General features: G+C 66.8%; 30 protein-coding genes and 1 tRNA gene. 19 read left to right on the top strand and 12 right to left on the bottom strand.

Annotated features, from left to right (window positions below):
- The first annotated feature begins 4 nt into the window (after window positions 1-4).
- Complete coding sequence (locus tag AAW00_RS07520) at window positions 5-784, top strand: hypothetical protein (protein WP_156170006.1); 780 nt, start codon at window positions 5-7, stop codon at window positions 782-784.
- Window positions 781-1,404, top strand: a complete 624-nt coding sequence (locus AAW00_RS07515) for a MarC family protein (RefSeq protein WP_047003768.1) — start codon at window positions 781-783, stop codon at window positions 1,402-1,404. Before AAW00_RS07520 ends, AAW00_RS07515 begins: the two co-directional genes overlap by 4 nt.
- Before the next feature lie 210 nt (window positions 1,405-1,614).
- Here AAW00_RS07515 and AAW00_RS07510 read toward each other — a convergent pair whose 3' ends face one another.
- Both AAW00_RS07510 and AAW00_RS07505 read right to left on the bottom strand, forming a co-directional pair.
- Window positions 1,615-2,229: an LON peptidase substrate-binding domain-containing protein gene (locus tag AAW00_RS07510; RefSeq protein ID WP_047003767.1), complete on the bottom strand. Its 615-nt coding sequence runs from the start codon at window positions 2,227-2,229 to the stop codon at window positions 1,615-1,617.
- Window positions 2,226-3,143, bottom strand: coding sequence for a tetratricopeptide repeat protein (locus tag AAW00_RS07505; protein ID WP_047003766.1), 918 nt, complete (start codon window positions 3,141-3,143; stop codon window positions 2,226-2,228). Before AAW00_RS07505 ends, AAW00_RS07510 begins: the two co-directional genes overlap by 4 nt.
- Window positions 3,144-3,304: 161 nt before the next feature.
- Between AAW00_RS07505 and AAW00_RS07500 the strand changes: the two genes are divergently transcribed.
- A tRNA-Gly gene (locus AAW00_RS07500) sits at window positions 3,305-3,379 on the top strand.
- 84 nt (window positions 3,380-3,463) lie between these two features.
- Window positions 3,464-4,030 carry a hypothetical protein gene (locus AAW00_RS14265; RefSeq protein ID WP_052761832.1) on the top strand — a complete coding sequence of 189 codons (567 nt, stop codon included), beginning with the start codon at window positions 3,464-3,466 and terminating at the stop codon, window positions 4,028-4,030.
- A 16-nt stretch (window positions 4,031-4,046) separates the two neighbouring features.
- Here the strand turns inward: AAW00_RS14265 and AAW00_RS07490 are convergent, their stop codons facing one another.
- Complete coding sequence (locus AAW00_RS07490; RefSeq protein WP_047003765.1) at window positions 4,047-5,090, bottom strand: acyltransferase family protein; 1,044 nt, start codon at window positions 5,088-5,090, stop codon at window positions 4,047-4,049.
- 19 nt (window positions 5,091-5,109) lie between these two features.
- Window positions 5,110-6,585, bottom strand: a complete 1,476-nt coding sequence (gene pyk, locus AAW00_RS07485) for a pyruvate kinase (protein ID WP_047003764.1) — start codon at window positions 6,583-6,585, stop codon at window positions 5,110-5,112.
- A gap of 50 nt (window positions 6,586-6,635) precedes the next feature.
- Here pyk and AAW00_RS07480 point away from each other — a divergent pair, with 50 nt between their 5' ends.
- The 3 genes from AAW00_RS07480 to AAW00_RS14955 all read left to right on the top strand — a co-directional run bounded on the left by AAW00_RS07480 (window position 6,636) and on the right by AAW00_RS14955 (window position 7,492).
- Window positions 6,636-6,965 carry a DUF1244 domain-containing protein gene (locus AAW00_RS07480; RefSeq protein WP_047003763.1) on the top strand — a complete coding sequence of 110 codons (330 nt, stop codon included), beginning with the start codon at window positions 6,636-6,638 and terminating at the stop codon, window positions 6,963-6,965.
- Between the two features lie 96 nt (window positions 6,966-7,061).
- Window positions 7,062-7,298, top strand: coding sequence for a DUF2312 domain-containing protein (locus AAW00_RS07475; RefSeq protein ID WP_047003762.1), 237 nt, complete (start codon window positions 7,062-7,064; stop codon window positions 7,296-7,298).
- The gene (locus AAW00_RS14955; protein ID WP_156170005.1) at window positions 7,295-7,492 is read left to right on the top strand and encodes a hypothetical protein; all 198 of its coding nucleotides are present in this window, start codon (window positions 7,295-7,297) and stop codon (window positions 7,490-7,492) included. The genes AAW00_RS07475 and AAW00_RS14955 overlap by 4 nt, the downstream gene beginning before the upstream one ends.
- 20 nt (window positions 7,493-7,512) lie before the next feature.
- Here the strand turns inward: AAW00_RS14955 and AAW00_RS07470 are convergent, their stop codons facing one another.
- Complete coding sequence (locus tag AAW00_RS07470; protein WP_047003761.1) at window positions 7,513-8,784, bottom strand: M48 family metallopeptidase; 1,272 nt, start codon at window positions 8,782-8,784, stop codon at window positions 7,513-7,515.
- A gap of 148 nt (window positions 8,785-8,932) precedes the next feature.
- Here AAW00_RS07470 and AAW00_RS07465 point away from each other — a divergent pair, with 148 nt between their 5' ends.
- The 5 genes from AAW00_RS07465 to AAW00_RS07445 all read left to right on the top strand — a co-directional run bounded on the left by AAW00_RS07465 (window position 8,933) and on the right by AAW00_RS07445 (window position 11,325).
- Window positions 8,933-9,676, top strand: coding sequence for a YebC/PmpR family DNA-binding transcriptional regulator (locus AAW00_RS07465; protein WP_047003760.1), 744 nt, complete (start codon window positions 8,933-8,935; stop codon window positions 9,674-9,676).
- A 10-nt stretch (window positions 9,677-9,686) separates the two neighbouring features.
- Window positions 9,687-10,163 (top strand): crossover junction endodeoxyribonuclease RuvC, encoded by a 477-nt coding sequence (ruvC, locus tag AAW00_RS07460; protein ID WP_047003759.1) that lies wholly within the window; start codon window positions 9,687-9,689, stop codon window positions 10,161-10,163.
- Between the two features lie 80 nt (window positions 10,164-10,243).
- A complete protein-coding gene (locus tag AAW00_RS07455) occupies window positions 10,244-10,594 on the top strand; it encodes a hypothetical protein (protein WP_241461667.1) in 351 nt (116 codons plus the stop codon).
- Window positions 10,595-10,661: 67 nt separating this feature from the next.
- Entirely contained in the window at window positions 10,662-10,970 is a 309-nt protein-coding gene (locus AAW00_RS07450; RefSeq protein ID WP_047003758.1) for an antibiotic biosynthesis monooxygenase family protein, read from the top strand.
- A 4-nt stretch (window positions 10,971-10,974) separates the two neighbouring features.
- Window positions 10,975-11,325 carry an ArsC family reductase gene (locus AAW00_RS07445; protein WP_047003757.1) on the top strand — a complete coding sequence of 117 codons (351 nt, stop codon included), beginning with the start codon at window positions 10,975-10,977 and terminating at the stop codon, window positions 11,323-11,325.
- A gap of 51 nt (window positions 11,326-11,376) precedes the next feature.
- Here the strand turns inward: AAW00_RS07445 and ubiG are convergent, their stop codons facing one another.
- Window positions 11,377-12,114, bottom strand: a complete 738-nt coding sequence (ubiG, locus tag AAW00_RS07440) for a bifunctional 2-polyprenyl-6-hydroxyphenol methylase/3-demethylubiquinol 3-O-methyltransferase UbiG (RefSeq protein ID WP_047003756.1) — start codon at window positions 12,112-12,114, stop codon at window positions 11,377-11,379.
- 61 nt (window positions 12,115-12,175) lie between these two features.
- On the opposite strand from ubiG, the gene AAW00_RS07435 reads away from it, so the two are divergent.
- The 3 genes from AAW00_RS07435 (at window position 12,176) to AAW00_RS07425 (ending at window position 15,057) form a co-directional block, all read left to right on the top strand.
- A complete protein-coding gene (locus tag AAW00_RS07435; RefSeq protein WP_047003755.1) occupies window positions 12,176-13,456 on the top strand; it encodes an aspartate kinase in 1,281 nt (426 codons plus the stop codon).
- A 188-nt stretch (window positions 13,457-13,644) separates the two neighbouring features.
- On the top strand, window positions 13,645-14,655 hold the full coding sequence (locus AAW00_RS07430) for an NAD(P)H-dependent flavin oxidoreductase (RefSeq protein WP_047003754.1): 1,011 nt from the start codon (window positions 13,645-13,647) through the stop codon (window positions 14,653-14,655).
- 21 nt (window positions 14,656-14,676) lie between these two features.
- The gene (locus tag AAW00_RS07425; protein ID WP_162199420.1) at window positions 14,677-15,057 is read left to right on the top strand and encodes a contact-dependent growth inhibition system immunity protein; all 381 of its coding nucleotides are present in this window, start codon (window positions 14,677-14,679) and stop codon (window positions 15,055-15,057) included.
- Here AAW00_RS07425 and AAW00_RS14260 read toward each other — a convergent pair.
- Window positions 15,054-15,734: an alpha/beta fold hydrolase gene (locus AAW00_RS14260; RefSeq protein ID WP_052761830.1), complete on the bottom strand. Its 681-nt coding sequence runs from the start codon at window positions 15,732-15,734 to the stop codon at window positions 15,054-15,056. The genes AAW00_RS07425 and AAW00_RS14260 overlap by 4 nt on opposite strands.
- A gap of 103 nt (window positions 15,735-15,837) precedes the next feature.
- Between AAW00_RS14260 and AAW00_RS07415 the strand changes: the two genes are divergently transcribed.
- Window positions 15,838-17,136: a serine hydrolase domain-containing protein gene (locus AAW00_RS07415; protein ID WP_082124984.1), complete on the top strand. Its 1,299-nt coding sequence runs from the start codon at window positions 15,838-15,840 to the stop codon at window positions 17,134-17,136.
- Window positions 17,137-17,198: 62 nt separating this feature from the next.
- On the opposite strand, the gene ligM is transcribed toward AAW00_RS07415, so the two are convergent.
- Window positions 17,199-18,611 (bottom strand): vanillate/3-O-methylgallate O-demethylase, encoded by a 1,413-nt coding sequence (gene ligM / locus AAW00_RS07410; RefSeq protein ID WP_047003752.1) that lies wholly within the window; start codon window positions 18,609-18,611, stop codon window positions 17,199-17,201.
- Between the two features lie 116 nt (window positions 18,612-18,727).
- Between ligM and AAW00_RS07405 the strand changes: the two genes are divergently transcribed.
- A complete protein-coding gene (locus tag AAW00_RS07405) occupies window positions 18,728-19,129 on the top strand; it encodes a VOC family protein (protein ID WP_047003751.1) in 402 nt (133 codons plus the stop codon).
- 6 nt (window positions 19,130-19,135) lie between these two features.
- Here AAW00_RS07405 and AAW00_RS07400 read toward each other — a convergent pair whose 3' ends face one another.
- The 4 genes from AAW00_RS07400 to AAW00_RS07385 all read right to left on the bottom strand — a co-directional run bounded on the left by AAW00_RS07400 (window position 19,136) and on the right by AAW00_RS07385 (window position 22,228).
- Complete coding sequence (locus tag AAW00_RS07400; RefSeq protein WP_047003750.1) at window positions 19,136-19,327, bottom strand: hypothetical protein; 192 nt, start codon at window positions 19,325-19,327, stop codon at window positions 19,136-19,138.
- Between the two features lie 85 nt (window positions 19,328-19,412).
- On the bottom strand, window positions 19,413-19,637 hold the full coding sequence (locus AAW00_RS07395; protein ID WP_047003749.1) for a hypothetical protein: 225 nt from the start codon (window positions 19,635-19,637) through the stop codon (window positions 19,413-19,415).
- Between the two features lie 143 nt (window positions 19,638-19,780).
- On the bottom strand, window positions 19,781-20,617 hold the full coding sequence (locus AAW00_RS07390) for an amidohydrolase family protein (RefSeq protein ID WP_479370965.1): 837 nt from the start codon (window positions 20,615-20,617) through the stop codon (window positions 19,781-19,783).
- A gap of 93 nt (window positions 20,618-20,710) precedes the next feature.
- On the bottom strand, window positions 20,711-22,228 hold the full coding sequence (locus AAW00_RS07385) for an aldehyde dehydrogenase family protein (RefSeq protein WP_047003748.1): 1,518 nt from the start codon (window positions 22,226-22,228) through the stop codon (window positions 20,711-20,713).
- 201 nt (window positions 22,229-22,429) lie between these two features.
- On the opposite strand from AAW00_RS07385, the gene AAW00_RS07380 reads away from it, so the two are divergent.
- Both AAW00_RS07380 and AAW00_RS07375 read left to right on the top strand, forming a co-directional pair.
- The gene (locus AAW00_RS07380; RefSeq protein WP_047003747.1) at window positions 22,430-23,539 is read left to right on the top strand and encodes a 5-methyltetrahydropteroyltriglutamate--homocysteine S-methyltransferase; all 1,110 of its coding nucleotides are present in this window, start codon (window positions 22,430-22,432) and stop codon (window positions 23,537-23,539) included.
- Between the two features lie 118 nt (window positions 23,540-23,657).
- Entirely contained in the window at window positions 23,658-24,938 is a 1,281-nt protein-coding gene (locus AAW00_RS07375; protein ID WP_047004483.1) for a metal-dependent hydrolase family protein, read from the top strand.
- Window positions 24,939-24,977: the final 39 nt, after the last annotated feature.

Genomic DNA, 24,977 nt, shown 5'->3' with positions numbered 1-24,977 from the left:
CGGCGTGCGGCGTTTCCTTCCGCTAGGCCTCGCCACGCTGGCCCTGGCCGCCTGCGCCAGTCCGCAGGCGCAGCAGCAGGCGCGGCAGGCGCGTGCGGCGAGTGCGTTCCTCGAACGGCAGGGCAGCGTCGGCGATCCGGGCCGCGTCGCCGCCGCCGACTTCGCCTTTGCCCGCATGGCGCGTGAGGAGGGCAACTGGACCGCCTTCCGCGCCTATGCCGCGCCCGGCGCGCTGTTCGACGACGACGATGATCCCTCCGGCTGGTCGAGCGTGCTGGGCCAGCTGCAAGTTCTGCCCGACCCGGCCGAGCCGATCCTGTGGGCCCCCACCCGTGTGTGGTCGAGCTGCGACGGGCGGTTGGCCGTCTCCGAGGGCCGCTCGCGTCGGCCCAACGGCGTGGTCGGCACCTACATCACGATCTGGGAATTGCAGCCGGACAACGAATACCGCTGGAGCTACGACACCGGCACGCCCGACGATCCGCAACCCGCGCCGGTGCCGCGCGAGGACATTCCCGACGATGCCATCGTGGTGCCGGGGATGACGGCCTTGCAGGGCTCCGTCGCCGATTGCCCGCGCGCGGGCGAGAGCGTTCCGCCGCCGCCGCAGACGACGTTCGGGATGGGGGTGAGGGGCGTTTCCGAGGTTTCCTCCGACGGCACGCTGCGCTACACCCGGCTGGTCGCCGCCGACCGCTCGCGCGAGGTCATCGTCGAGTGGCTGCGCGAAGGCGAGTGGCAAGAAGCCACGCGGCTGCGGCTGCCCGCCCCGGCAGCGCAATGATCGAGCTGTTCCTTTCCGCCTTCATCACCCTGTTCGTGGTGATCGACCCGCCCGGCTGCGCGCCGATCTACGCCGGGCTGACCAAGGGTGCCACCGCCGCCCAGCGCACGAGCATGGCGGTGCGCGCCTGCCTGATCGCCAGCGTGATCCTGCTGATCTTCGCGCTGTTCGGCCAGCAGTTGCTCGGCGCCCTGCACATCGAGCTCGACAGCTTTCGCATCGCGGGCGGCATCATGCTGTTCCTGATCGCGCTCGACATGGTGTTCGAAAAGCGCACCCAGCGCCGCGAGGAGCGCGCCGAAAAGGTCGCCGCCACCCCGGAGGTGGAGGATGTCTCGGTCTTCCCCATGGCCATGCCCATGCTCGCCGGCCCCGGGGCCATCGCGGCGGTCATGCTGCTGCAGAACGAGGCCGAGGGGACGCCGGAAACGCTCGTCGTGCTGGGCGCGCTCGCCGCCGTCATGGTGCTCACCCTGCTGGCGCTTATAGCCGCGAGCCCGCTGATGCGCCTGTTCGGCGCGCGGGTGGAAGCGGTCATCACCCGCCTGCTCGGCGTGCTGCTGGCGGCGCTGGCCGCGCAATACGTCATCGACGGACTCAGAAACTCGTTCGGGGTTTGAAATGTGGTGTCACCCCGGACCTGTTCCGGGGTGGTGCTTGCTTCGCGCCAATGGAAAAGCAGCCTTGGCCCGGAACAAGTCCGGGCTGACAAGGACTTTTGAGAACGATCCGCAGGACCGCAAGGCCGAACGGCCGCCCGCAGCGGGCACGTAGCGTAGCGGAGTGCGTCTAGCGAGGACGAAGCCGCGGAGGCGGCTTCGAAAAACAAACTACTGAAGCGTAACCGTCCCTTCCTCTGGATCGCTCTTGCCGAAGAACTCCAGCAGGCTCACCAGAAGGTCGCATCGCTCGCGCAGGGTGCGTGCCTCGAGCAGCGCCTGCTTGGCGGCGCTGTCGAAGGGGGCGATCTGGCTGACGCCATTGATCAGCATCTCGTCGTCGAGCTGGGCGACCGAATCCCAGTCGATGGCATATCCCTGGCTGTCGGCGAACTTGCGCGCCTCGTGCTCGAAGCCCGCGCGCTCGCCCAGGGTCAGGTATTCGCTCGTCGGCTCGTCGAACAGCTCGGCCTCGACCTGCCGGAAGGGTGTGGCGACCTCCAGTTCGCGCAGCACGCGAAAGCGCGACTGGCCGGTGAGCACGATGTTGTAGCGCCCGTCCTCGCTGGTTTCCACGTCCTCGATCTTGCCCACGCAGCCGACGGTATAAAGCTCCGTGCCGTCGGACTGGTCGACCGGCTGGATCATGCCGATCAGCCGCTCTCGCGCCAGCGCATCGCCGACCATCGCCCGGTAGCGCGGCTCGAAAATGTGCAGCGGCAGTTGCAGGCCGGGAAACAGCAGAGCGCCCGTCAGCGGGAAGATCGAGAGGCGCGAGATCGTCATCCGAACAGGATCAGGCTGAGGCGGCGGCGGGTGGCCGATACCCACGGGTCTTCTAGTCCGACCGCCTCGAAGATGGTCAGCAGCTTGGCCTTTGCCTCCGCATTGCCTTCCTCGCCGCCGCCCTCGATGGCGCGCAGCAGGGTATCGGCGGCCTCGTCGCGCTGGCCGGCAGCAAAGGCGGCCTCGGCAAAAGCGATTTGAGCCTGAGTATCGGCGGGACGCTCGGCGGCGGCGGCACGCAGCGCCTGCAGCTCGCCTTCGTCCACCTGCGGCGCGGCGAGCTGGAGCGCGGCGGCGGCCTGCGCCACCTGCGGATCGGCCTGCATCTCCGGCGAAAGCGCGTCGATGGCGGCCTGCGCCTCCTCGGCCTGCCCCGCGGCGAGCAGCGCGCGCACGAGGCCCGCCTGCACCTGCGCGTTGCCGGGTGCCATCTCGGCGATCTGGGCGAAAACGTTGGCGGCACGCGCCCCGTCGCCCTCGGCCAGGATCTGTTCGCCCATGCCGATCAGCTGATCCAGATCGGGCCCTTGCTGCCCCTCCGTGGTCCCTCCCGCGCCCGCCTGCACCGGCAATTGCGACAATAGCTGGTCGAGTGCCTGCTTCAGCTGCGATTCGCTGCGCATCGGCGTGAGGTCGGCCACCGGCTGACCCTGGAACATGGCATAAACCGTGGGGATCGACTGCACCTGGAACTGCGCGGCGATGAACTGTTCCTTGTCTACGTCGATCTTGGCCAGCACCACGCCCTTGTCGGCATAGTCGGCGGCGACCTTGTCGAGCACCGGGCCCAGCGCCTTGCACGGCCCGCACCATTCGGCCCAGAAATCGAGGATGACGAGCTTGGTCTGGCTCGGCTCCACCACATTGGTGCGGAAACGCTCGACGGCCTTCTGTTCGTCGAGATTGAGGCCCATGCTTGCCAATGTCTGCTCCTGCTGCGGTGGTAACGTCTGGCCAGTCAATGTGGCGTGCCGGGGGGATTTGTGAAGGGCCAAGATTCCCTCTTGCGGGCATCCGGACCCGGTGCTAACCGCCCCGCTCCCCATCCGGACAGCCGTTCGGATAGCGCCAGTGAGCGGGCGTAGCTCAGGGGTAGAGCATCACCTTGCCAAGGTGAGGGTCGGGCGTTCGAATCGCCTCGCCCGCTCCATTTTCCAGCCGGTCAGTCGTGATAAAGGCCTTCGGGCCGCCGCCGTTCTCGCGCGGTTCACCCATCCGCGCTACAGCGGCGGCCATGCTCCTCACCGCCATCGCCGCCGCCATGCTCGCGCCCCCCTATCCGGCCGCCCAGGACCTCGCGATCCAGGATTTCGAGCCGTTCATGACATTCTCGCGCAGCCCCTCGCAGGTGGGCGAGCCGGAGATCGTCGCCATCGGCGTGCTGCGCGGCGAGGGGCGGTTGCAGTTCTGGTTCCGCCGCACCGTGCCCAGGCGCGCCGAGGACGGCAGCGAAACCCCTCCCGAAATCAGCTGGACCGACACCCGCCGCTGCCCCGCCGCGCGCGACGCGGTGGTGGCCGCAACGCAGATCGAGCCGCCCGCCATCCACGTGCCCGGCATCCCGGTGCGGCCGGACGGGTCGGTGATCCTGTCGATGGACGGCGTGCGCTATGCCATCCGCGCCAGCTCGCACTACGACAGCTATGTCGGGCACGACATGGTGTTCGAATCCAACGTCAATACGCCGCTCGCCAACTGGGTGGAGGGAAGCCTGGCGATTCTCGCGCCGTGCTGGTCGGCGCAGGAGCCGCTGCACAATCTATCCGTCGGCGATGCGGCTGATAATCTATCGCCGCAGTGAGAAAAGTCAGGCTGATTCAGGTAGCGGGCTGGGCGCTGGCGCGGGGCCCGCTCAGCCGCCGACCCAGATCGCGAAACGGCGTTTCGATAAAGCGAAAAGAGAAGGCAGAAAACGCCAGCGCTGCAAGCAGGGCGAGCGTCTGGCTCCACCAAAGAACGAACATGCCGTCCATGAGCACCAGTTGCTGCCAAAGGTACAAAGTGTAGGAATATAGTCCCAAGGTCGCCATGGGTTTCCAAGCGAGAAAGCGACGAGCCCTGTCACTAGCACTTGGCAGAGCAAACACTCCTATCAGAATGGTGAGGGGCACGATGGGAAGAGTCAGCTTCTGTGCAATCCCGACTGGAACGCGAGTCATTGCGATACCGAGTGCTAGGGAAGAAAGCGCAACGTACCAAGGGATGCGTTCGAGAAAGGGTATGAGGCGCTCCTCGTGCCACGCCAACAGAGCGCCGCCACCTAACAGCATATAGATCTGCACCCAGCCAACCATACCGATCCAGTGCAGAGGAAATAGAACTGGCAGCAAGGCCAACGTCAGAGCCGGCAGCAGCAACAACCACGTTCGTTTGGCAGCGAAAGAGGCGAACGCGAAAGGGAGTATCAGGTAGAATTGTTCCTCGAATCCGAGCGACCAAGTGTGGCCTACAATCCACGTGCAATCCGATGCGCCCAATTTGATGTTGCACGTAAACAGTGCCGCTCGAGCTAACTTGGCAACGAGATCATTATCCCATCCCAGCACAATCAAGCAGCCCCCGAGATACATTAGCAAGGGCGGCAGAATGCGCGCTGCCCTGCGAATGTAAAAAGCTCTGAAGTCTACCGTGCCTTGCCGACTTTTCTCACGAATGAGCAAACGGGTTACGATGTAGCCGCTAATGGAAAAAAAGATAAAGACGCCGGCCTTGCCGTACAGCGACTGTTCCGGATGGTAGAGAAGATACCAGTGCTCGACGATTACGAATAGGAGTGCGATCGTACGCCAGCCATCAAGCCAATCGATACGACCACGGTTAGGCGTCGAGGCCTTGGAAAAAGCGTTGGATTGAACTGCCATCGATTGCCAATCTGTCGCGTCAGCTCTCGGTCGAATAGCCGACCAGCTCGTCACCCTGCACGGTCACGACGTGGACGAGGTTGGTCGCGCCCGACTGGCCGAAGGGCACGCCGGCCATCACCGCGAGGCGGCTGCCCTTGTCGCCGAAACCGTGGCGCAGGGCCATGCGCTTGCACTTGGCGACCATCTCCTCGAAGCTGCCGATGTCGCGCGTGGCGACGGGGTGGGCACCCCACAGCAGGGCCACGCGGCGGGCGACTTCCATGTTCGGGGTCAGCACCATGACGGGCACCGCGGGCCGCTCGCGCGCAACGCGCCGGGCGCTGCTGCCGGAAAAGGTGAATACTGCGATGGCCGACAGGCGCACGGTGTCGGCAATGGTCATGCACGCGTGGGCCAGCGCGTCCGCGGTGGTCGCCTCGCTCGGCGTGTCGAGCATGCGCACGCGGCTCTTGTAGTCCTCGTCCTGCTCCACCTGCCGGGCGATGGCGGCCATCATCAGCACGGCTTCCTCGGGCCACGATCCGGCGGCGGTCTCGGCGCTGAGCATGACCGCGTCGGCCCCGTCGTAGACCGCGTTGGCGACGTCGGAGACCTCGGCGCGGGTGGGCGCGGGGCTCTCGATCATCGATTCCAGCATCTGCGTCGCCACGATGACGGGCTTGCCGGTGAGGCGTGTCATGTTGACGATCTTCTTCTGCAGCGGCGGAACTTCCTCGGGGTTCAGTTCCACCCCCAGGTCGCCGCGCGCGACCATGATGCCGTCGGCCATCTCGATGATCTCGGCCAGGCGACGCACGGCGCTCGGCTTCTCGATCTTGGCGCAGAGCGAGCCTTTCCCGCCCATCAGCTTGCGCGCCTCGGCCAGGTCGTCGGGCCGCTGGACGAAGCTCAAACCGATCCAGTCGGCACCCTGCTCCAGCGCGAACGCGAGGTCGCGGCGGTCCTTGTCGGTCAGCGCGGGGATGGGGATTTCCGCATCGGGCACGTTCACGCCCTTGCGGTCGGAAATGACCCCGCCGACCTCGGCCTTGCAGCGGATGCTGTCGGCAGTGACCTCGGTGACGCGGAAGCGCATCTTGCCGTCGTTCACCAGCAGGCGCTGGCCCTGCTCGATGACGTCGAAGATTTCCGGGTGCGGCAGCTCGACGCGATTGGCATCGCCCGGCTCGGGCGAGCGATCGAAGGTGAAGGCGGCCCCGTGGGCGATAGTGGCGCGTCCGTCGGCGAACTTGCCCACGCGCAGCTTCGGGCCCTGCAAGTCCGCCAGGATCGCGATGGGCCTGCCAAATTCCTTTTCCAGCGCGCGGATGTTGGCGATGGTCTGCGCATGGACCGCGTGCTCGCCGTGGCTCATATTGACGCGAAAGGCGTCAGCGCCTGCCAGGAACAGGGCGCGCAGCACTTCCGGATCGGCGGTGGCGGGGCCGGTGGTGGCGAGGATCTTGACCTTGCGGCCGCGAGGCTGGAGTCTGGATTGTTCGAGCTTTGCCATAGGACGCGGCCTATGGCAGGCGCGGGTGACAAGACAAGGACCCATTTGCCATGACCGAACCTCGATCCGACCGGGCCGACCCGCTCGACATGCTGCCCGACGCGGTGGCGGCTGCCGCCTTCCGCCGCCTGGTGCGCCACCTGCGCCATCGCCACGACGCGCAGAACATCGAGCTGATGGGCCTCGCCGGCTTCTGCCGCAATTGCCTCGCCGACTGGATCTTGGATGCCGGCTACGACGGCGACAAGGGCGCCGCGCGCGAACTGATACACGGCATGCCGATGGACCAGTGGAAGGCTACCCGGCAGAGCGAGGCGACGGCAGAGCAGCTCGAGCGAATGCAGGCCAGCGTGGCGAAGAACGCACCCGACCTGCGCTGACTTTTCCCGACCTGTGGAAACGGCCCTTCACCGTCGGCTCACGCGCCGCTAACCAGCCGCCGAACCGATTCTCGCATTCACCGGAGTTACCCTGAAATGGCCGATGCCACCGACGACCGCCTGCGCCTTCTGATCGAGCGCATCGAACGCCTCGAAGAAGAGAAGAAGGGCATCGCCGACGACATCCGCGACGTCTATTCCGAGGCCAAGGCCGTCGGTTACGACACCAAGATCATGCGCCAGATCATCCGTCTCAGAAAGATGGACAAGAACGACCGCAGCGAGATGGAAATGATTCTTGACACCTACAAGGCCGCGCTCGGGATGGCGTGAGGCCATGGCGGGCGGCGCTTTCCCGCTCGCTCTCTCGCTGCTCGCGCTCGCGCCGTGCGGGGTGCAGCAGCAGCCTGCGTGACGAAGGCTTCGACGAGGCGCTGCGCACTTCAGGCACGGGCTCGGTCGATCGCATCGCTTTCGAAGCGGCGGGTCCGGAACCGCATCGGCGGCTGGCGGAGAGCACGGCGTGACTCGCCAGCCAGGCCCCGCATCACGGTTCGTCCGGCCAGTCGTAGTATGTGAAATCGCCCTGTCTGACGCGCATCCGTACCGGTCCGGCAAGGCCCTCCGCGCGCCAGTCTGCCGCCGCGTTGTCGCGGCTCCATGCGGCGGCGCGCTCGATCCGGTCGAGCGGGTCCGGGTGGGTCGCGAGCAAGGCATGGGTGACGGGCTGCCAGTCGAGCTGGCCGCCGCGCGCCAGACGCACGGCGAGAAGCGCGAAGCCCTCGGGATCGCGCCCGATGTCCAGCCCCGTCGCATCGGCCTGGTTCTCTGCCACGCGCCACAGGTTGGCGCGCACCGGCAGCAGCGCGCAGGCCATGGCACCGAAGGCAAGCGCTACCAGGGGCAGGTTCGCCCGTTTCGCCACGTCGATCCCGCCCCGCCGCAGCAGCAGTGCCGCCAGCCAGGCAAACAGGATCGCGGCAAGCGTGAGAAGTAGCGGCAACAGCACGGCGTGGTCGTGCTTCACATGCGCGATCTCGTGCGCGGCAACGGCGCGGACTTCGGCTGCCGTCACCGGCCGGTAGCGCGGCGAATAGGCTTCGGGCGAAATCCTGAGGGTGTTGAAGAAAGGTTCGCCGATTATCGCCACCTGCCTCCCACCCAGCCAGCGTGCCTGCGCGATGTCGAGGCCGAGCATCGGTTGCGCTTCACCGAGATACACGCGGTCCGCTGCGAGGCCGGCGGCCTCGGCGATGTCGGCAATGTCCTGCGCCAGCGGGCCTTCGGGCAGGGGGCGCACCGTGTCGAAAACGTGGCTGTAACTGTCGACGGCCACCGCCGCTGCAAGACCCAGCGCGGGCAGCAGCCAGTAATGGCGCGGCACGCGGCGCATGATGGCCAGCAGGATCGGCGCGGCAATAGCGGCGCCGATCACGAACATCGGCACGTCTGCGAGCTGTTCTGTAATCCAGTACCAATGCCTCTCAGCCAGCGAAGGCTCGCGATTTCCCTCGGGCATTGGGCCATTGAAGGTGACCTTTATACCGGGATTGTCGAGCACGAACCGCCGCCAGTAGCCGACGGGCAAGCAGGCCAGCCAGACGAACGCCGCCAGCGCGGCGCCATAGAGACCGTCCTGTACGAAGCCGCGCCAGCCAGTCGCTTCCAGCCGGCCCGACAATCGCCGCGAAAGCCCGGTGACATGGAAAAGTGCGAAGGCAGCGCCGATCGCGATCGGATAGCTCGCGAAAATCAGCAGCGAGAGCCATTCGGAAAATTCGGGCGCGCAGGTAAGCGTTGCGCAGTCCGCACGGTGCATCGCCACGTAATGGGAAACCGGTTTCACAAGTCGCGCCCCGTCCGGTTACGGCTGCACCACTTGAGAAAAGCCGCCGGATGTGGCTTAGCGTCACGCCATTCCCGGCGGCCTCGCAGCGAGGCCGCTTCCCACCAGAAAAGCGTAACCCATGGCAGGCCATTCCAAATTCAAGAACATCATGCACCGCAAGGGTGCGCAGGACAAGAAGCGCTCCAACCTCTTCTCCAAGCTTTCGCGCGAGATCACCGTGGCGGCCAAGATGGGCATGCCCGATCCCGACATGAACCCGCGACTGCGCCTCGCCGTCAACGCGGCCAAGGCGCAGTCCATGCCCAAGGACAACATCCAGCGCGCCATCGAAAAGGCGAGCGGCGGCGATGCCGAGGATTACCAGGAGGTCCGCTACGAGGGCTATGGCCCGGGCGGCAGCGCGATCATCGTGGAGGCGCTGACCGACAATCGCAACCGCACCGCCACCAACGTGCGCAACTGCTTCGCCAAGAACGGCGGCAACATGGGCACCGAGGGCAGCGTCGCCCACGGGTTCGAGCGCAAGGGGCTGATCGAGTATCCGGCAGGCGCGGGTGACGAGGAGACGGTGCTGATGGCCGCGATGGAAGCCGGCGCCGACGACATCGAAAGCTCCGATGACGGGCACACCATCTGGACCGATCCCACCGCCCTGCACGAGGTTGCAGGCGCGATGGAAAACGCGCTGGGCGAGGCCGAGAGCGTCAAGCTCGCGTGGAAGCCTAACATCACCGTCGCCATGGACGAGGGGAGCGCGGGCACCCTGATGAAGCTGATCGACGCGCTCGACGACGACGACGACGTGCAGACCGTGTGGGGCAACTACGATATCCCGGACGAGGTGATGGAGAAGCTGGGCTGAGGCCCCGCGCTTGCTGATCCTCGGCCTCGACCCCTCGCTGAGCTGTACCGGCTGGGGCGTGATCCGGGCCGAGGGCAGCCGCATCGTCCACGTCGCCAACGGACAGGTGAAGACCGATCCCGCCGCCCCGATGGCAGCGCGGCTCGATCACCTCCACGCCGCCGTCGCCGCGGTAATCGGCGCGCACGGGCCGGACCGGGCTGCGTGTGAGGAAGTCTTCGCCAACAAGAACCCGCAGTCCACGCTCAAGCTCGCGCAGGCTCGCGGGGCGGTGCTGGCCGCTTGCGGCTCTGCCGGGCTGGACGTGCACGAGCACGCCGCGCGGCTGGTGAAGAAGGCGTTGGTGGGCACGGGCGCGGCGGAAAAGGCGCAGGTGCAGGCCATGCTCAAGGTGCTGCTGCCCGGCGTGCGGGTCGAGGGCGCGGATGCCGCCGACGCGCTTGCCGTGGCCATCGCCGACGCGCATCTCGGCCGCGATATTAGGTGAATCGGAACAAGGTCTTGCTTGCAGCGTAGTTCTCCCATCGCGACGCGGCAGGGCGTGTCGGGCCATGAAGGAGACCTGAAATGCGCAAGACAATCGTTGCGGCCATGGCGGCCGGTTCCATCCTGCTCGGCGGCTGCACGGCCTACGGCGGCGACCCTCTCGGCGGCATCCTGGGCGGCATCCTGGGTGGCGGCGGCTACGGCGGCGGCTACAACAACAACAACAACCTCTCGCAGTTCGAACGCGCCGCGCTCGAAGCCTGCGGCCGCGAGGCGCAGCGCTACGGCGGTGTCGAGATCACCGCGGTCCAGCAGGATACGCGCGACACGGTGCGCGTCCAGGGCCGGATCAACACGCGCGACACGCGCAACGACGAATTCACCTGCACCTTCCGCAGCGACGGTCGCATCGTCGACTTCCGTACCGGCTGATCGCCGGCGCCTGGCGACCGACAAGGGCCGATTGACAGCGTGGCCGCCGGGGGTAACTCCGGCGGCCATGTTCATTGTGGTCTTCCGCAACCGCAAGCGCGCCGACATCGACCGCGCCGCCTACGAAGCGCAGGCCGAGGCGATGGAGGCCACGGCGCGCGCGCAGCCTGGCTTCCTCGCCTTCAAGAGCTTCTCCGCCGACGACGGCGAAGTCGTCGCGATCTCCGAATGGGAAAGCGAGGCGCACGCCCGCGCCTGGGGCCGCATGGCCGAACACCGCGAGGCGCAGGCCGACGGGCGCGCGCGCTGGTACGCCGAATATTCCATCGCCATGGCGGACGTCGCCCGCATCCACAGTTTTACCGCGAAAGGTTGAGCGCATGATCCACCTCTACGGCATTCCCAACTGCGACACGGTGAAGAAGGCGCGGCGCTGGCTGGACGGGCAGGGACTCGACTACACCTTCCACGACTACAAGAAGGAGGGGGCCGATGCCGGCCTGCTCGGCGCTTGGGCGGACGCGGTAGGATGGCAGGTCCTGCTCAACCGTTCCGGCACCACGTTCCGCAAGCTGGACGATGCGGACAAGCGGGATCTCGACCGCGAGAAGGCGATCTCACTGATGGTGAAATACCCCAGCATGATAAAGCGCCCGGTCGTCACGCAGGAGGATAGCGAGCGGGTGTTGGTGGGCTTCGCGCAGAGCGAGTGGGAAAACGCGCTTACCTAGAGTTTTCTAAGTAATTGCAGCGGTTTACCGCGCAGCATGGGTGCAGCACGATTACGCAGCGCGCGCCGTCACTATGAAGTTGAGCGACAGGTCGCTCGACAGGTGCAATCCCTTCATCGGAGAGAAAGCGATCCCCTTGGGCTCTCCCATCTCCAGCCCCGCATGCTGCAGCAGATCGCGCAGTTCATCGGGTGTCACGAAGTCGTCCCAGTGGTGCGTGCCGCGCGGGACCATTCCGAGCATTTCCGCGCCCTCCACCAGCAGCGCGCGGCTCATCGGAGTGCGATTGGGGGTCGACAAAACCATCAGCCCGCCATCGGCCAGATGCGCCGCCAGCTGCACGACGAAGCCCTGCTTGTCGGACACGTGCTCCAGTACCTCCATGCTGGTGACGAGATCGAAGCGGCCGAGCCCCAGCGAGCCCAGTTCGCCCGCGCGATAGTCGATGGCGAGCCCTGCGCCCTCGGCATGGGTGCGCGCGGCGGCGACGTTTTCGAACGCGGCGTCCACGCCCGTCACCTCGGCCCCCAGCCGCGCCAGCGGCTCGCACAGCAGCCCCGCGCCGCAGCCGACATCGAGCGCGGTCTTGCCCGCCAGCGGACGCACGCTTTCGATATCGCCGGCCCAGTGCATGTCCACCGCCTCGCGCACGAACTTCAGCCGCACCGGGTTCAGCTTGTGCAGCATGGCGGACGATCCCTTCGGGTCCCACCAGTCGCGCGCCAGCTTGCCGAAATGGGCGGCCTCCTCGGGCCGGATAGTTACGGATGTGACAGTTGCATCGCTCATGCCGCCCCCCTAACAGCCGCCGGGGCAATCAGCCAGAGATACGGACGGGCGGAAGACGGCAGTGGCGCGCATCGTGATGAAATTCGGCGGCACCTCGGTGGCAGGCACTGAGCGCATTCGCCGCGTCGCCAACATCGTGAGGGCGCAGGCCGCGGGCGGCAACCAGGTCGCCGTGGTCGTCAGCGCCATGGCGGGCGAGACCGACCGGCTGGTGAACTTCTGCCGCGAGGCCAATCCGCTCTACGATCCGGCCGAATACGACGTGGTGGTGGCAAGCGGCGAGCAGGTGACCGCGGGCCTCCTCGCGCTGACCCTCCAGGCCATGGGCTGCCGGGCGCGCAGCTGGCTCGGCTGGCAGCTGCCCGTCCGCACGTTCTCGGCCCATGCCAATGCCCGTGTGGGCGATATCGAGGCCGAGCGCCTGCTCGCCGCCATGGCCGAGGGCGAGATCGCCGTCATCCCCGGCTTCCAGGGCGTCAGCGACGAGCAGCGCATCACCACCATGGGCCGCGGCGGGTCCGACACCTCGGCCGTCGCCATCGCGGCGGCGCTGAAGGCGGACCGCTGCGACATCTACACCGACGTCGACGGGGTCTACACCACCGACCCGCGCATCGTGGCGCGCGCGCGCAAGATCAAGCACATCGCGTTCGAGGAGATGCTGGAACTCGCCAGCGTCGGGGCCAAGGTGCTGCAAACCCGCAGCGTCAGCCTCGCCATGAAGCACGACGTGCGGGTGCAGGTGCTGAGCAGCTTCGTCGACGACGGCGCGCCGCCCGCCGACAGCCTGCCCGGCACCATGATCGTCTCCGAGGCGGAGATGCAGAAACTTCTGGAGGAAGGCCAAGTGGAACGCCAGACCGTCACCGGCATCGCGCACGACAAGAACGAGGCGCGCGTGGTGCTCACCCGTGTGCCCGACAAGCCGGGCGCCGTCGCGCAGATCTTCACCCCGCTGGGCGATGCCGGCATCAACGTGGACATGATCATCCAGAACGTGGGCCGCGACAAGGGCGAGACCGACGTGACCTTCACCGTGCCGCAGGCCGAGCTCGCCCGCGCGCAGGCGCTGCTGGAGGACAAGCGGGAGGCCATCGGCTTCAACCGCCTGATCACCGATGCGCGCGTCGCCAAGATCAGCGTCGTGGGCATGGGCATGAAGAGCCACGCGGGCGTCGCCGCCACGATGTTCAAGTCGCTGGCGGACCGCGGCATCAACGTGCAGGCGATCTCGACCAGCGAGATCAAGGTCAGCGTGCTGATCGACGAGGACGAGACCGAGCTCGCCGTGCGCGTGCTGCACACCGCCTACGGGCTCGACAGCGAACTGGCTCCGGCCTGATTCCCGGAAGCAATACGGGCCCGCCTTCCCCCTGAAGGCGAGCCCGTACGCGTGACGCCCGGCCCGGGGAGGGGAGGAAGCCGGCCGTGTGTCAGGGAAGCTACGGACCCGGTTGCCTTCTGGATGCACGCCGGCATCGAAAGCCGTTTTTCTTGTCGAGCGCGGGCCGCCTGCCTAAGGGCGGGCGCATGACCAGCTATCCCAAGACAGACGCGCTGATGGCGCGCGGCCGCGACTTCCTCGGCACCGATCACGCCATACTGTGCGGCGCGATGAGCTGGGTGTCGGAGCGCAACCTCGTCTCCGCCATCAGCAATGCCGGCGGCTTCGGCGTTATCGCCTGCGGGGCCATGACGCCCGAACTGCTCGATGCCGAGATCGCCGCGACCAAGGCGATGACAGACAAGCCCTTCGGCGTGAACCTCATCACCATGCACCCCCAGCTGTTCGACCTGATCAAGGTCTGCGGGCGGCACGGCGTCGGCCACGTCGTGCTGGCGGGCGGCATCCCGCCCAAGGGCAGCGTCGAGGCGATCAAGGCCTTCGATGCCAAGGTCATCGTCTTCGCGCCGACGCTGGCGCTGGCGAAAAAGCTGCTGCGGAGCGGGGCGGATGCGCTGGTGATCGAGGGGATGGAGGCGGGTGGCCATATCGGGCCGGTTTCCACCAGTGTGCTGGCGCAGGAGTTCCTGCCGGAACTGGCCGAGGATTACGTCGTCTTCGTCGCCGGCGGCATCGGCAGAGGCGAAGCAATCGCCGGATACCTCGAAATGGGCGCGAGCGGCGTGCAACTCGGCACCCGCTTCGCCTGCGCCACCGAGAGCATCGCACACCCGGATTTCAAGAAGGCCTTCTTCCGCGCCAAGGCCCGCGATGCCGAGGCGAGCGTGCAGGTCGACCCGCGCCTGCCGGTGATCCCGGTCCGCGCGCTCAAGAACAAGGGCACCGACGCCTTTACCGCCAAGCAGCGCGAAGTAGCGGGCATTCTCGATACCGGCTCGATCGAGATGCTCGAGGCGCAATTGCAGATCGAGCACTACTGGGCCGGCGCCCTGCGCCGCGCGGTGATCGATGGCGATGTCGAGAACGGCAGCCTGATGGCCGGGCAAAGCGTGGGAATGGTGACGCAGGAGGAGCCCGCCGCGGACATCATCGCCGCGCTGATGCGGCAGTGCGAGGATGCGCTGGCGCGGCGGTGAATGCCTCTCAGTAAGCAAAAATTGGATCGTACGCTCGAGCAGTTGTTCGGGTACGAAGTCGGCGATCCCGAAGATGCTCCAACTTCAATGATCGGGGACATCTGGCGGTCGTGGAAGAAGCCCATTTCCGACCTCACGCCCGAGGAGTTGGGAAAGCTCGTTGTGCAGCGCGACGGCTTTCCCATCGTCCTCGATCTAGTGATGCCCAAGCTTCGTGCTGACCCGCTGTTCGACGGCGGCTACTACCCGGGCGATGTGCTTTCCGATCTGCTACGCAGTCCACCGGAAATCTGGATCGACCGACCCGAATACGAGGCAGAATTGGCGGCCTTGGAAAAGCGTGCGCTGGCTGCTGGCGAGGACACAAATTTCGCCTTCCGCAAAAGCTTGGTCCGGTTCTAACCCCCCAACCCCGCCAGCACCCGCACCGTCCCTTCCGCATCGCCGGTCATCACGAAGTGATCGGTGGCGACCTCGTGGTAGTCCCAGCCGTCGGCGCGGGCTTTCTCGGCGAAGCGGGTGAAGGGGGTGGGGTTCCAGCCGGTGGCGTAGAGGTAGGCGCGGCGGGGGATCGCCTCGGCCTCGCCCGGCCCCTCGACCGCTTCCAGCAGGGTCAGCAACGGCTGGTAGCCGACCACGCCCGGCACCAGCTTGAAATCGAGCGCGCCGATGGGGTCGACCATGCCCGGCTTGTGTTTCTGGGTGTCGATATACCAGTCGTGCTCGGCCTCGCCGGTGATGTCCCACAGGCTCTCGCCCGGCTGCGGCACGAAGGCGTCGATGTAGGCGAGCGCATCGATCCGGCTGCCGAGCCGCGCGGCGAGGCCGGTCACGACCATGCCGCCGTAGCTGTGGCCCGCCAGCACGAAGCGGTCGAAGCCGCTATCCGCCACCTGCCGCTCCACGTCGGCGACGTGGTCGGTCAGCGTCATGCCGGGGTGAAGCTCGTCCTGCCGCGAGCCGAGGCCGGGCAGGGTGGCGACGAGGACGCGGTGGCCCAGCGCCTCCAGCATGGCGGGCACCTCGCCCCAGGTGTGCGCGCCGCCCCATGCGCCGTGGACGAGGACGTAGTCGGTCATTGCAGCGCTCCTGTGGCAGCGGTGAAGTCGTTGGTAGCGCCGCGTGCACCGCTCGCCAATCGCGGATTGGTGCAGCGAGGCCGAAGCTGGCACGCGTGACAGCATGACCCTTGCAACGAATACCACGCGCCGACAGGCCATGTTCGGCACCGGCGCGGTGGCGCTAGCCGGATGCACCAGCCTTCCGCCCTCCGCGCCCGATCCCCTCGGCGCACGCATCGATGCACACTTCGCCCCGCTTGCGGCGACGCGCGATGTTTCAGGCGTGCTGCGGGTGGAGCGGCCGGGTAAGCCGCCTCTCGAGCGCAGCTGGGGCTACGCCGACTGGCAAGGTCGCTTCCGCCACACCGGCGAGACCCGCTTCAGCGCCGCTTCCGTGACGAAGGGCGTGACAGCCGCCGCGTTGGTGGCGCTAGTGCGCGCAGGCAACATGATGCTGACCGATCCCGTATCGCGCTGGATGCCCGCGCTCGCCGCTTTCCCGGCGATGTCGCTCGAGGCTGTGCTCTCGCACCGCGCCGGTCTGCCGCGCGACTTTCCGGACGATTACGACCCGGTGCGCGCCAGTGCCTCCGCCTGGCTCGCCGCCAACCGCGCGGGGGTCGGGCCGGTGGGGGAGGAAAGTTATTCCAATGTCGGCTATGGGCTGCTGGCCGAGGTTATCGCGGCATCCACGGGACGCGCCTTCGCCGACGTGGTGGGAGAACTGGTCGTGGCTCCAGCGGGCATGACGGCCAGCGCCGTGCTGCCCGGTATCGCGGCGGACGCGGTCGGAGGCGCCTTGCCCTACACCGCGGGCCCCGCGCCGCAACTGGTGGAAACGCCCGTCCCCGCGCCGCTGGAGTTCGGCTCGTCGGGCCTCGTCACTACGGCAAGTGACCTGATCCGCTGGGCCCGGGCGCTGGCGGACGGGGCCTGGCCGGAATTGTTCGCCCCGGACGATCCGTTCGGCTCCATCGACCGGGGCACCGACGCGGGCGGCGAGTATGTTTCCATCCAGGGCACGCTGCCGGGCTATTCGGCCAATGCCATCGCCTGGCGCGGCGGGCCGGCGGTGGCCTATGCCGGCAACCTTTTCAGCTTTCCCGTGCTCGACATGGGCCGGACTTTGCGCGCGCTAGTGGCGGGCGAGGGGCCGCCCGTTCCCGCCATGCGTCCGGCCGACGTGCCGCTCGGCGCGGAGCACCGCTCGCTGGCAGGAGAGCACATGGCCGAGGGCTTCGGCCGCATCGCCATCAGGCTCGATGCAAGCGGTCGGGGAATGCGGCTGACCTTTCCCGAGCGGGCCGCCTACTGGTCGTTCTATCTTACGCCGATGGCCGGCGGCGCGTTGCACTGGCGAGCCTTCGACCGGATCCTGAGCCGCGGCGCAGACGGTACACTGGTGTTGGTGGAGCGCTAGCCCGCAACGCGAAAGGGGCCGCCTTGCGGCAGCCCCTTCCGTCAATGCCAAAGCGAAAAGACTCAGCCCTTGCGGCCCGAGCGCCAGCCGGCCTGGTAGGTTTCGCCCGCCATCTTGGAATAGGGCACGGGGCTGACGATGGCCTTGACGTTGAGCTGCTTGTGGGGCTCCACGGTGGTCTTCTCGGTGCCGCCGTTCTCCTCGCCCCAGACCACTTCCAACTCGGTGCCGAGCGGGATTTCGTGGTCGATGGTGGCGAGCGAAAGCGCCTTCTTCTCGTTCCACGAATATCCGGTGAACATCGACAGGCCGACGGTGTTGCCGGCCGCGTCGACCACCTTGTCGTAGTTCGAGTTGGCATAGTTCGCCAGCGGCAGGTCGAAGAACTTGTACTGCTCGCCCTCGGGATCGAACATCGAGCCGACGATCTTCTTCATGTCGTCAGCGCTCCATTCGAGCGTCACCTTCTTGCGCTGCTCGTCCTTGTTCTCGGCCACCTGCTTCAGCGCGTCGGCGCCGTGGAAATCGTGGTCGAACTTGACGAAGGGGCCGTAGCCCAGCTCCCAAGGGTTGAGGTAATAGTCCTCGATTGTCTTGCCCACGAAGCTGCCGCCGATGGAGCCGGTCGCCTCGTAGCTGTCGGCACCCAGCCACTTGCGATAGTCGGCCAGCTTCTCGCCGGTGTAGATCGCGGGCAGCGGCGAGGGGATCCAGCCGGATTCGAGCGTGTTCGAGGGGTAGGCGCGGCTGCCGACCGGGATCAGGCCGAACTCCTCGCCCGCCTTCAGGATCTCGTCGCGCACATACTCCTGTTCCTCGTAGGAGCCCCAGATCTCGAGGCCGGGCGAACCCGCCATGCCGTGGCGCAGGGTGCGGATCGTCTTGTCGCCGATCTTCATCGAGCTCATGTTGAAGAACTTGAGCTTCTCCAACGTCTCGCCGTTCAGCTTCTCGATCACGTCCCAGGCACGCGGCCCCTGGATCTGGAAGCGCCAGCTGATTCGCTTGACGGGCTTGCCCATCGGGCGGCTGGGCGAGCGCGGATCGTTGATGATCTCCACGTTATAGCCGCCGGTCTCGGCATGGAACATCAGCCAGTTCGCGGCAGGCGCGCGGCCGACGTAGACGAATTCCTCCTCGGCCAGGCGGAAGATGATGCCATCGCCGATGACGTGGCCGTAGGGGGTTGTGGGGACGTACTGCTTGGCCTTGTTCACCTCGAACCCGGCGGGCGAGTTGATCATGGTGTCGCTGAGCAGCTTCAGCGCGTCCGGCCCGTTGATGTAGACATCGAACATGTGATGCGACTGGTCGAACAGCACGGCGCCGTGCTGCCAGGCCCACTGCTCGTCACGCCAGTTGGAGAACTCGGGCGCGACCACCGGGTAGACGTAGGCGCCGATCTTGTTGTTGCGCAGCTGGCCGACGATGTCGCCGTTCGCCTTGTCGAGTACCTGTTGCAGATTGTCGGCCATTCTTGGCTCCTCTCCATGCTTGTGAAAGAATCACGTATGCGAAATTGTATGTAACGCATACAAGTTTCGGCTAGGGAGGCAAGGCCCATACCGTGTGGCGCAGCAGGAGGTGACGCATGAAAGTCGAAGCTCTCGATCACGTGAACATCATCACCGACCGGCTGGAGGAAACGGCGCAATGGTACGCGGCCATACTCGGTCTGGCGCGGCGCGACGGCCCGCCGCCGCTGACGCCGCAGACGGCGCAGTGGATGCACGACGCTGACGGACGGGCCATCGTCCACATCAACTCCGCCGACTGCGCGCGTACCTACGACCGCGAGGTCCAGCCCGGCGCGCTGACCGGCGCCCTGCACCACGTGGCGCTGAAGATGACCGGCTACGAAGAGATGAAGGCACGGCTGGATGCCGCGGGGGCCGACTATCAGGAGAACCTGGTGGCGGCGATAAACCTGCGGCAGATCTTTACCGCAGACCCCAACAATGTCCTGCTGGAACTGAATTTCTTCGCCGGGTGAGGGCGGTCAGCTCTCGATGATCTTGCGCATTCGTTCGGCCTGCTGATGCGCCTTGTCCTTGGCGGAGGCCTCGCAGTCGGCATCGGCCAGGGCATCGAGCTGGTCGGCGGCGCGCTTGACCATGCCCTCGAGCGCCTGTGCCTTCTGTTGGGCATTGCCCAGTTCATGCTTCAGCTTGGCTTCGGTGGGTGTCGTCATTGCAGGTGCCTCCGCGGGAGGTCCCGCCGATCCATGATGCCACATCCGGCAGACAGCTTGCAAATGCCCGGGATTGACCGCTGCATCAAACCGGCACCCCGCCCGCCGTGGTGGTCCGGTACATCTCGCGCCGGAACCCGTCGTAGTCGTTGGGTCCGAGGTGCATGGTGGCGGCATTGTCCCACAGGCAGACCATGCTCTGCTCGTGCTTGGCCGGGTCGCCGAAGCTGACGGCCCAGCCCTTGCGCCGCAGGCTCCGTGTCGCGACGCTATTGCGCGCGCTCCTGTGGACGCGCTGGGGACGGAGCATGCAGCGGTAGGTTTTGGGAGAGGTGCTGGATGGCGAGCGCGGTGTTCGTACACACGGTGTCGCCGCCGATGCCGGTGGATGCGCCGGTGACGATGACGTCGTGTCTTCGAACGTCAAAAGCCCCTCGCTCCTTTGAGCAGGACCTAGGCCAGCCCCAGCACCCGCGCGGCGTTGTCCTTCATGATCCCGGGCATCACCTCGTCGCGGAAGCCGACCTCCTTCGCGGCGGCGATCCACTTGTCGGGATGGATCAGGGGGAAGTCGCTGCCGAACAGCACCTTGTGCTTGAGCTGGGTGTTTGCGTAGCGAATGACCGCTTCCGGGAAATACTTGGGCGACCAGCCCGACAGGTCGATGAAGACGTTGTCCTTGTGCAGCGCCATCGACAGGCTCTGGTCCACCCACGGCCAGCTGGGGTGGGCGAGGATGATCTTCATGTCGGGAAAGTCCACCGCGACATCGTCCACCAGCATGGGCTCGCCGTACTTGAGCCTCAGACCCCCGCCGCCGCGCATCCCCGTGCCCATGCCCGAATGGCCGGTGTGGAAGATGGCGGGCAGCTTGTATTCGTTGATGACCTCGTAGATCGGGTAGCCGACCGGGTCCGCCGGGTGGGCGTTCTGCGCGATGCCGTGAAACTTGAAGCCCCTGACCCCGTGGTTCTCGATGAGGTCCAGCGCCTCGCGTGCGCCGTACTTCCCCTTGTGCGGATCGATGCTGGCGAAGGGGATGCAGATGTCGTCGTTCCTGTTCGCCAGCTCGGCGACTTCGTAGTTGGAGACGCGCTTGGCCCCCATGCCGCTCTCGGCATCGACGGTGAACAGGCAGAAGGCGATGTTCGTCTCGCGGTAGAGCTCGATGATCTCGGGCATCTTCGGACGCTCGCGCGGCGCCTTGAAATAGGCGCTGGCGGCATCGAAGAACTTGCCCATCACCGGGTCTTCCGGGTCGTGGCAGGACACCTCGGCGTGCACGTGCACGTCGATGGCGCGGACTTTGTTCAGGTCTATGGGAATGTGCGTGTCTCCCGAAGGGAAGGGGGGAAGAAGACCGAGCTCCTCCCCCGCATCCAATCAATCCATCTTCATCACGACCGACTTGGTCTGCAGGTAGGCCTCGATCCCCTCGCGCCCCTGTTCGCGGCCCACGCCGCTTTCCTTGTAGCCGCCGAAGGGGATGGCGACGTCGATCATGGCGTGGGTGTTGACCCACACCGTGCCCGCCTGCAGCTTCGCGGCGATCTGGTGGGCGGCGGCGAGGTTCTTGGTCCACACGCCCGCAGCGAGGCCGTATTGCGTGTCGTTGGCATCGCGCACGACGTCGTCGAGGTCCTCGAAGCGCTGGGCGACCACGACGGGGCCGAAGATCTCCTCGCGCACCACGCTCATCTGCGGGTTTACGTCGGTGAGGATGGTCGGGTTGACGTAGTAGCCGCCATCGCTGGAGGGCGCATCGCCGCCCATCAGCACGGCGGCGCCGTCACGCTTGCCGGCTTCGATGTAGTTCATCACCCGCTCGTGCTGTTCCTTGCTGACGAGCGGGCCCATGTGCGCGTCGGGGTCGAGGCTGGGGCGCGGGGCCCAGAAGTCCTTTGTCTGGTGCATCCCCTCGATCACGTCGTCGAACACGCTCTTGTGCGCGTAAAGGCGGCTGCCCGCGACGCAGACCTGCCCGGAGTTGAAGAAGATCGCGCCCGCCACGCCCGGTCCGGTGGAAGCGACGTCGACGTCGGGCATGACCACGACCGGGCTCTTGCCGCCCAGTTCCAGCGTCACGTGCTTGAGCGTGTCGGTGGCGTTCTTGTTGATGAGCTTGCCGATCTCGGTCGAGCCGGTGAAGGCCACCTTGTCGACGTCGGGGTGCTTCACCAGCCGGTCGCCGCCGGTGTGGCCGTAGCCGGTGACGAGGTTGAACACGCCCGCAGGCACGCCCGCCTCGTGCACGAGGTCCGCCAGGCGCAGCGCGGTGAGGCTGGTCTGCTCGGCGGGCTTCAGGATCGTGGTGCAACCCGCGCCCAGTGCCGGGCCGATCTTGAGACAGGCCATCAGCAGGGGGAAGTTCCACGGCACGATCTGCGCGCAGACGCCGACGGGCTCCTTCAGCGTGTAGGCGAACAGCATGCCGCCGGGCATGGTGTAGGGGGCGACGGTCTCGCCGGTGATCTTGCTCGCCCAGCTGGCGCAGAAGCGGATGTGGCTGGCCGCGCCCGGCACGTCGACCGCGGCGGCCATGCCCTTGGGCTTGCCCACGTCGATGGCTTCGAGTTCGGCCAGCTCATCCGCGTGCTCCTCGATGAGGTCGGCGAGCTTGTGCATGATCTTCTCGCGCATGACCGGGGGCATGTTGCGCCACCGGCCATCGTCGAAGGCAGTGCGCGCGGCGGCGACGGCGCGGTCGATGTCCTTGTCGGTGGCCTCCACGAAACGCGACACGATCTTGCCCGAGGAGGGGTCCTCCACCTCGATGGTCTCGCCGCCCGAGGAATCCACCCAAGCGCCGTCGATGTAGAGCTGGGGCTTGCGTTCCAGCGCCTTCTTCACGGCGGCGGAGTAGTCACGCTGGGTGCGATCGATGGCGGTCTGTTCGTTCATGGCCTGGTGCTCCTGTCCCGATGAATTGGCAATTGTTTTAGGCGATAACATTCGGTCCGCCCGTGCGCGACTCAATTCGCGCGCCAGATGTGTGTTGCGAATGTCCGGAATCGGTGCTTAGGCGCGCATCGTCAGTCGAGCGCGAGCCCGCGCAGTGACGCTGGAACAGCAGCCGCTAACCTAGCCGATTGGACCCATGCCATGACATTCAAGCTACCTTCGCGCGCCGACCACGTCGGCTCCTTCCTGCGTCCGCGCTCCGTGATCGAGGCGCGCGAGCGGTTCGCCGCGGGCGACATCGATGCCGCCGCCCTGCGCCAGATCGAGGACGAGGCCATCGCCGAGCTCGCCCGCTGGGAGGAGAGCCTGGGCCTGAAAGCCATCACCGACGGCGAATATCGCCGCAAGTTCTTCCACACCGACTTCCTGCTCCAGCTCTCGGGCGTCGAGGAGACAGGCGGCATCAAGAAGGCGTTCAAGAACGACAAGGGCGTCGACGTGGAATTCGCGCCGCCCAAGATGATCATCACCGGCAAGGTCGCGCACGAGAAGCCGATCCAGCGCGCCGATTTCGAGGCGCTGAAGAAGGTCGTCACCCAGACGCCCAAGGTCTCCATTCCCAGCCCCACCATGCTGCACTTTCGCGCCGGGCGCGAGGGCATTCCCGAGGATGCCTATCCCGACATGCAGGGCTTCTACGACGATGTCGCCGCGGCCTACCGCGCCGAGATCGCCGACCTCGCCGACGCGGGCTGCCGGTATATCCAGATCGACGACACCAACCTCGCCTACCTGTGCGACACCGGCCACCGCGAGGACGCGCAGAAGCGCGGGATGGACCCCGATTCGGTCACGCATGAATATGCCCGCCTCATCAACGCCAGCTTCCGCGATGCGCCGGCCGACATGGTCAAGGCCATGCACCTGTGCCGCGGCAACTTCCGGTCGAGCTGGGCGGCCGAGGGCGGTTACGAGCCGGTGGCAGAGGTGATGTTCAACGAGTGCGACATCGACGCCTTCTTCCTCGAATACGACGATGCCCGCTCGGGCGACTTCTCGCCGCTGGCGCACCTGCCCAAGGGCAAGACCGTGGTGCTCGGCCTGGTATCGACCAAGCTCGGCGAGATGGAGACGAAGGACGACATCAAGCGCCGCATCGACCAGGCGGCGCAGTATGCCGACCTCGACCAGCTGGCGCTGAGCCCGCAGTGCGGCTTTGCCAGCACCGTCCACGGCAACGACATCACCACCCAGCAGCAGGCCGCCAAGATCCGCCTGTGCGTGGAGGTGGCCGAGGAAGTCTGGGGCTGATTTCCCGGCAGATACGAACAAGGGGGCGGCGGGAGCGATCCTGCCGCCCTTTTTGCATTTGCGCGTGGCGGCATTCGGCGACACACAGGGCGCAACGAACAAGGGGAGCCCGAAAGCCATGAAAATCGCCGCCATTCTCGCCGCCGTGTCCACGCTGGTGCTCGCCGTTCCCTCGCTGGCGCAGGAGGTCCGTCAGGTCATCCATGCCGGGCACGTAATCCGCGACGTGGATTCCGGGTTCGACGGACCGGCGACGATCACCGTGGAGAACGGCCGTATCGTCGCCATCGAAGACGGGTGGCAGCCGGTGCCCGCCGGGGCCGAGCTTATCGACCTGTCGGGCAAGACCGTCATGCCCGGCCTCATTGACCTCCACGTCCATCTCGACGGCAACCCCGGCGGCGACTTCCGCGACGCGGCGGTGGAGAGCGACGAGTGGGCGACGCTGACCGGCGCGGTCAATGCGCGCACCACGCTGGCGGCGGGCTTCACCACGGTGCGCGACGTGGGCAGCTATCCGCAGTCGATGTTCGCCGTGCGCCGCGCCGTGGCAGAGGCCGCCTTTCCCGGACCGCGCATCCTCGCCTCCGGCCCGCCGCTCGCCATCATCGGCGGGCACGGCGACGTCTCCGGCTTCCGGCCCGAGGTGAACGACGCGCTCGACACCGGATTCACCTGTACCGGCCCCGCCGAGTGCGCCGCGCGTGTGCGGCAGGCGGCGCAGAACGGGTCGGACTGGATCAAGATCACCGCGACCGGCGGCGTGCTCAGCCAGCAGGGCCGAGGGCTCGAGGCGCACTTTACCCGGCCCGAGATGGAAGCCATCGTCGAGGCGGCCAGCGCGCTCGGCCTCGAGGTCGCCGCCCACGCCCACGGCGCGCGCGGGATCGAGGCGGCGGCCAATGCCGGCATCCGCACCATCGAGCACGGCACCTACCTCGATCGCGGCGCGCTCGACGCCATGCAGGCGCACGACACCGTGCTCGTCCCCACGCTGATGGCCTTCCAGGGCGTGATCGAGCGCCTGGGCACCGGGGTCTACACCCCTACCGTCGAGGCCAAGATCCGCCAGGTGGCCGAGATCGTCGGCCAGCAGGTGCGCGAGGCGCACCGGCGCGGCATCACCATCGCCTTCGGCACCGATGCAGGCGTGTTCGAGCATGGCCGCAACGCCGGCGAGTTCGCGCTGCTGGTGCAGGCGGGCATGAGCGACCGCGAGGCGGTGGCGAGCGCCACCACGGTCGCCGCGCGGGTGCTGCACATGGAAAACGAGATCGGCCGCCTCGCGCCCGGTTACTCGGCGGACATGATCGCGCTGGACGGCAACCCGCTGGAGAACGCGGCGCTGCTGGAGGAGGTCGACTGGGCCATGGCGCGCGGGCGCGCGCTGGCGGACTAGGTCGGTGCTCCTCGCTCTAGGCTCTTCATGGGCAAAAGC

Origin of the sequence: Aurantiacibacter luteus (assembly GCF_001010945.1) — a bacterium.
Classification (GTDB): Bacteria; Pseudomonadota; Alphaproteobacteria; order Sphingomonadales; family Sphingomonadaceae; genus Alteraurantiacibacter; species Alteraurantiacibacter luteus.
Note: the sequence above shows the minus strand (reverse complement) of the source record. Positions and strands in the feature narration are given on the sequence as shown.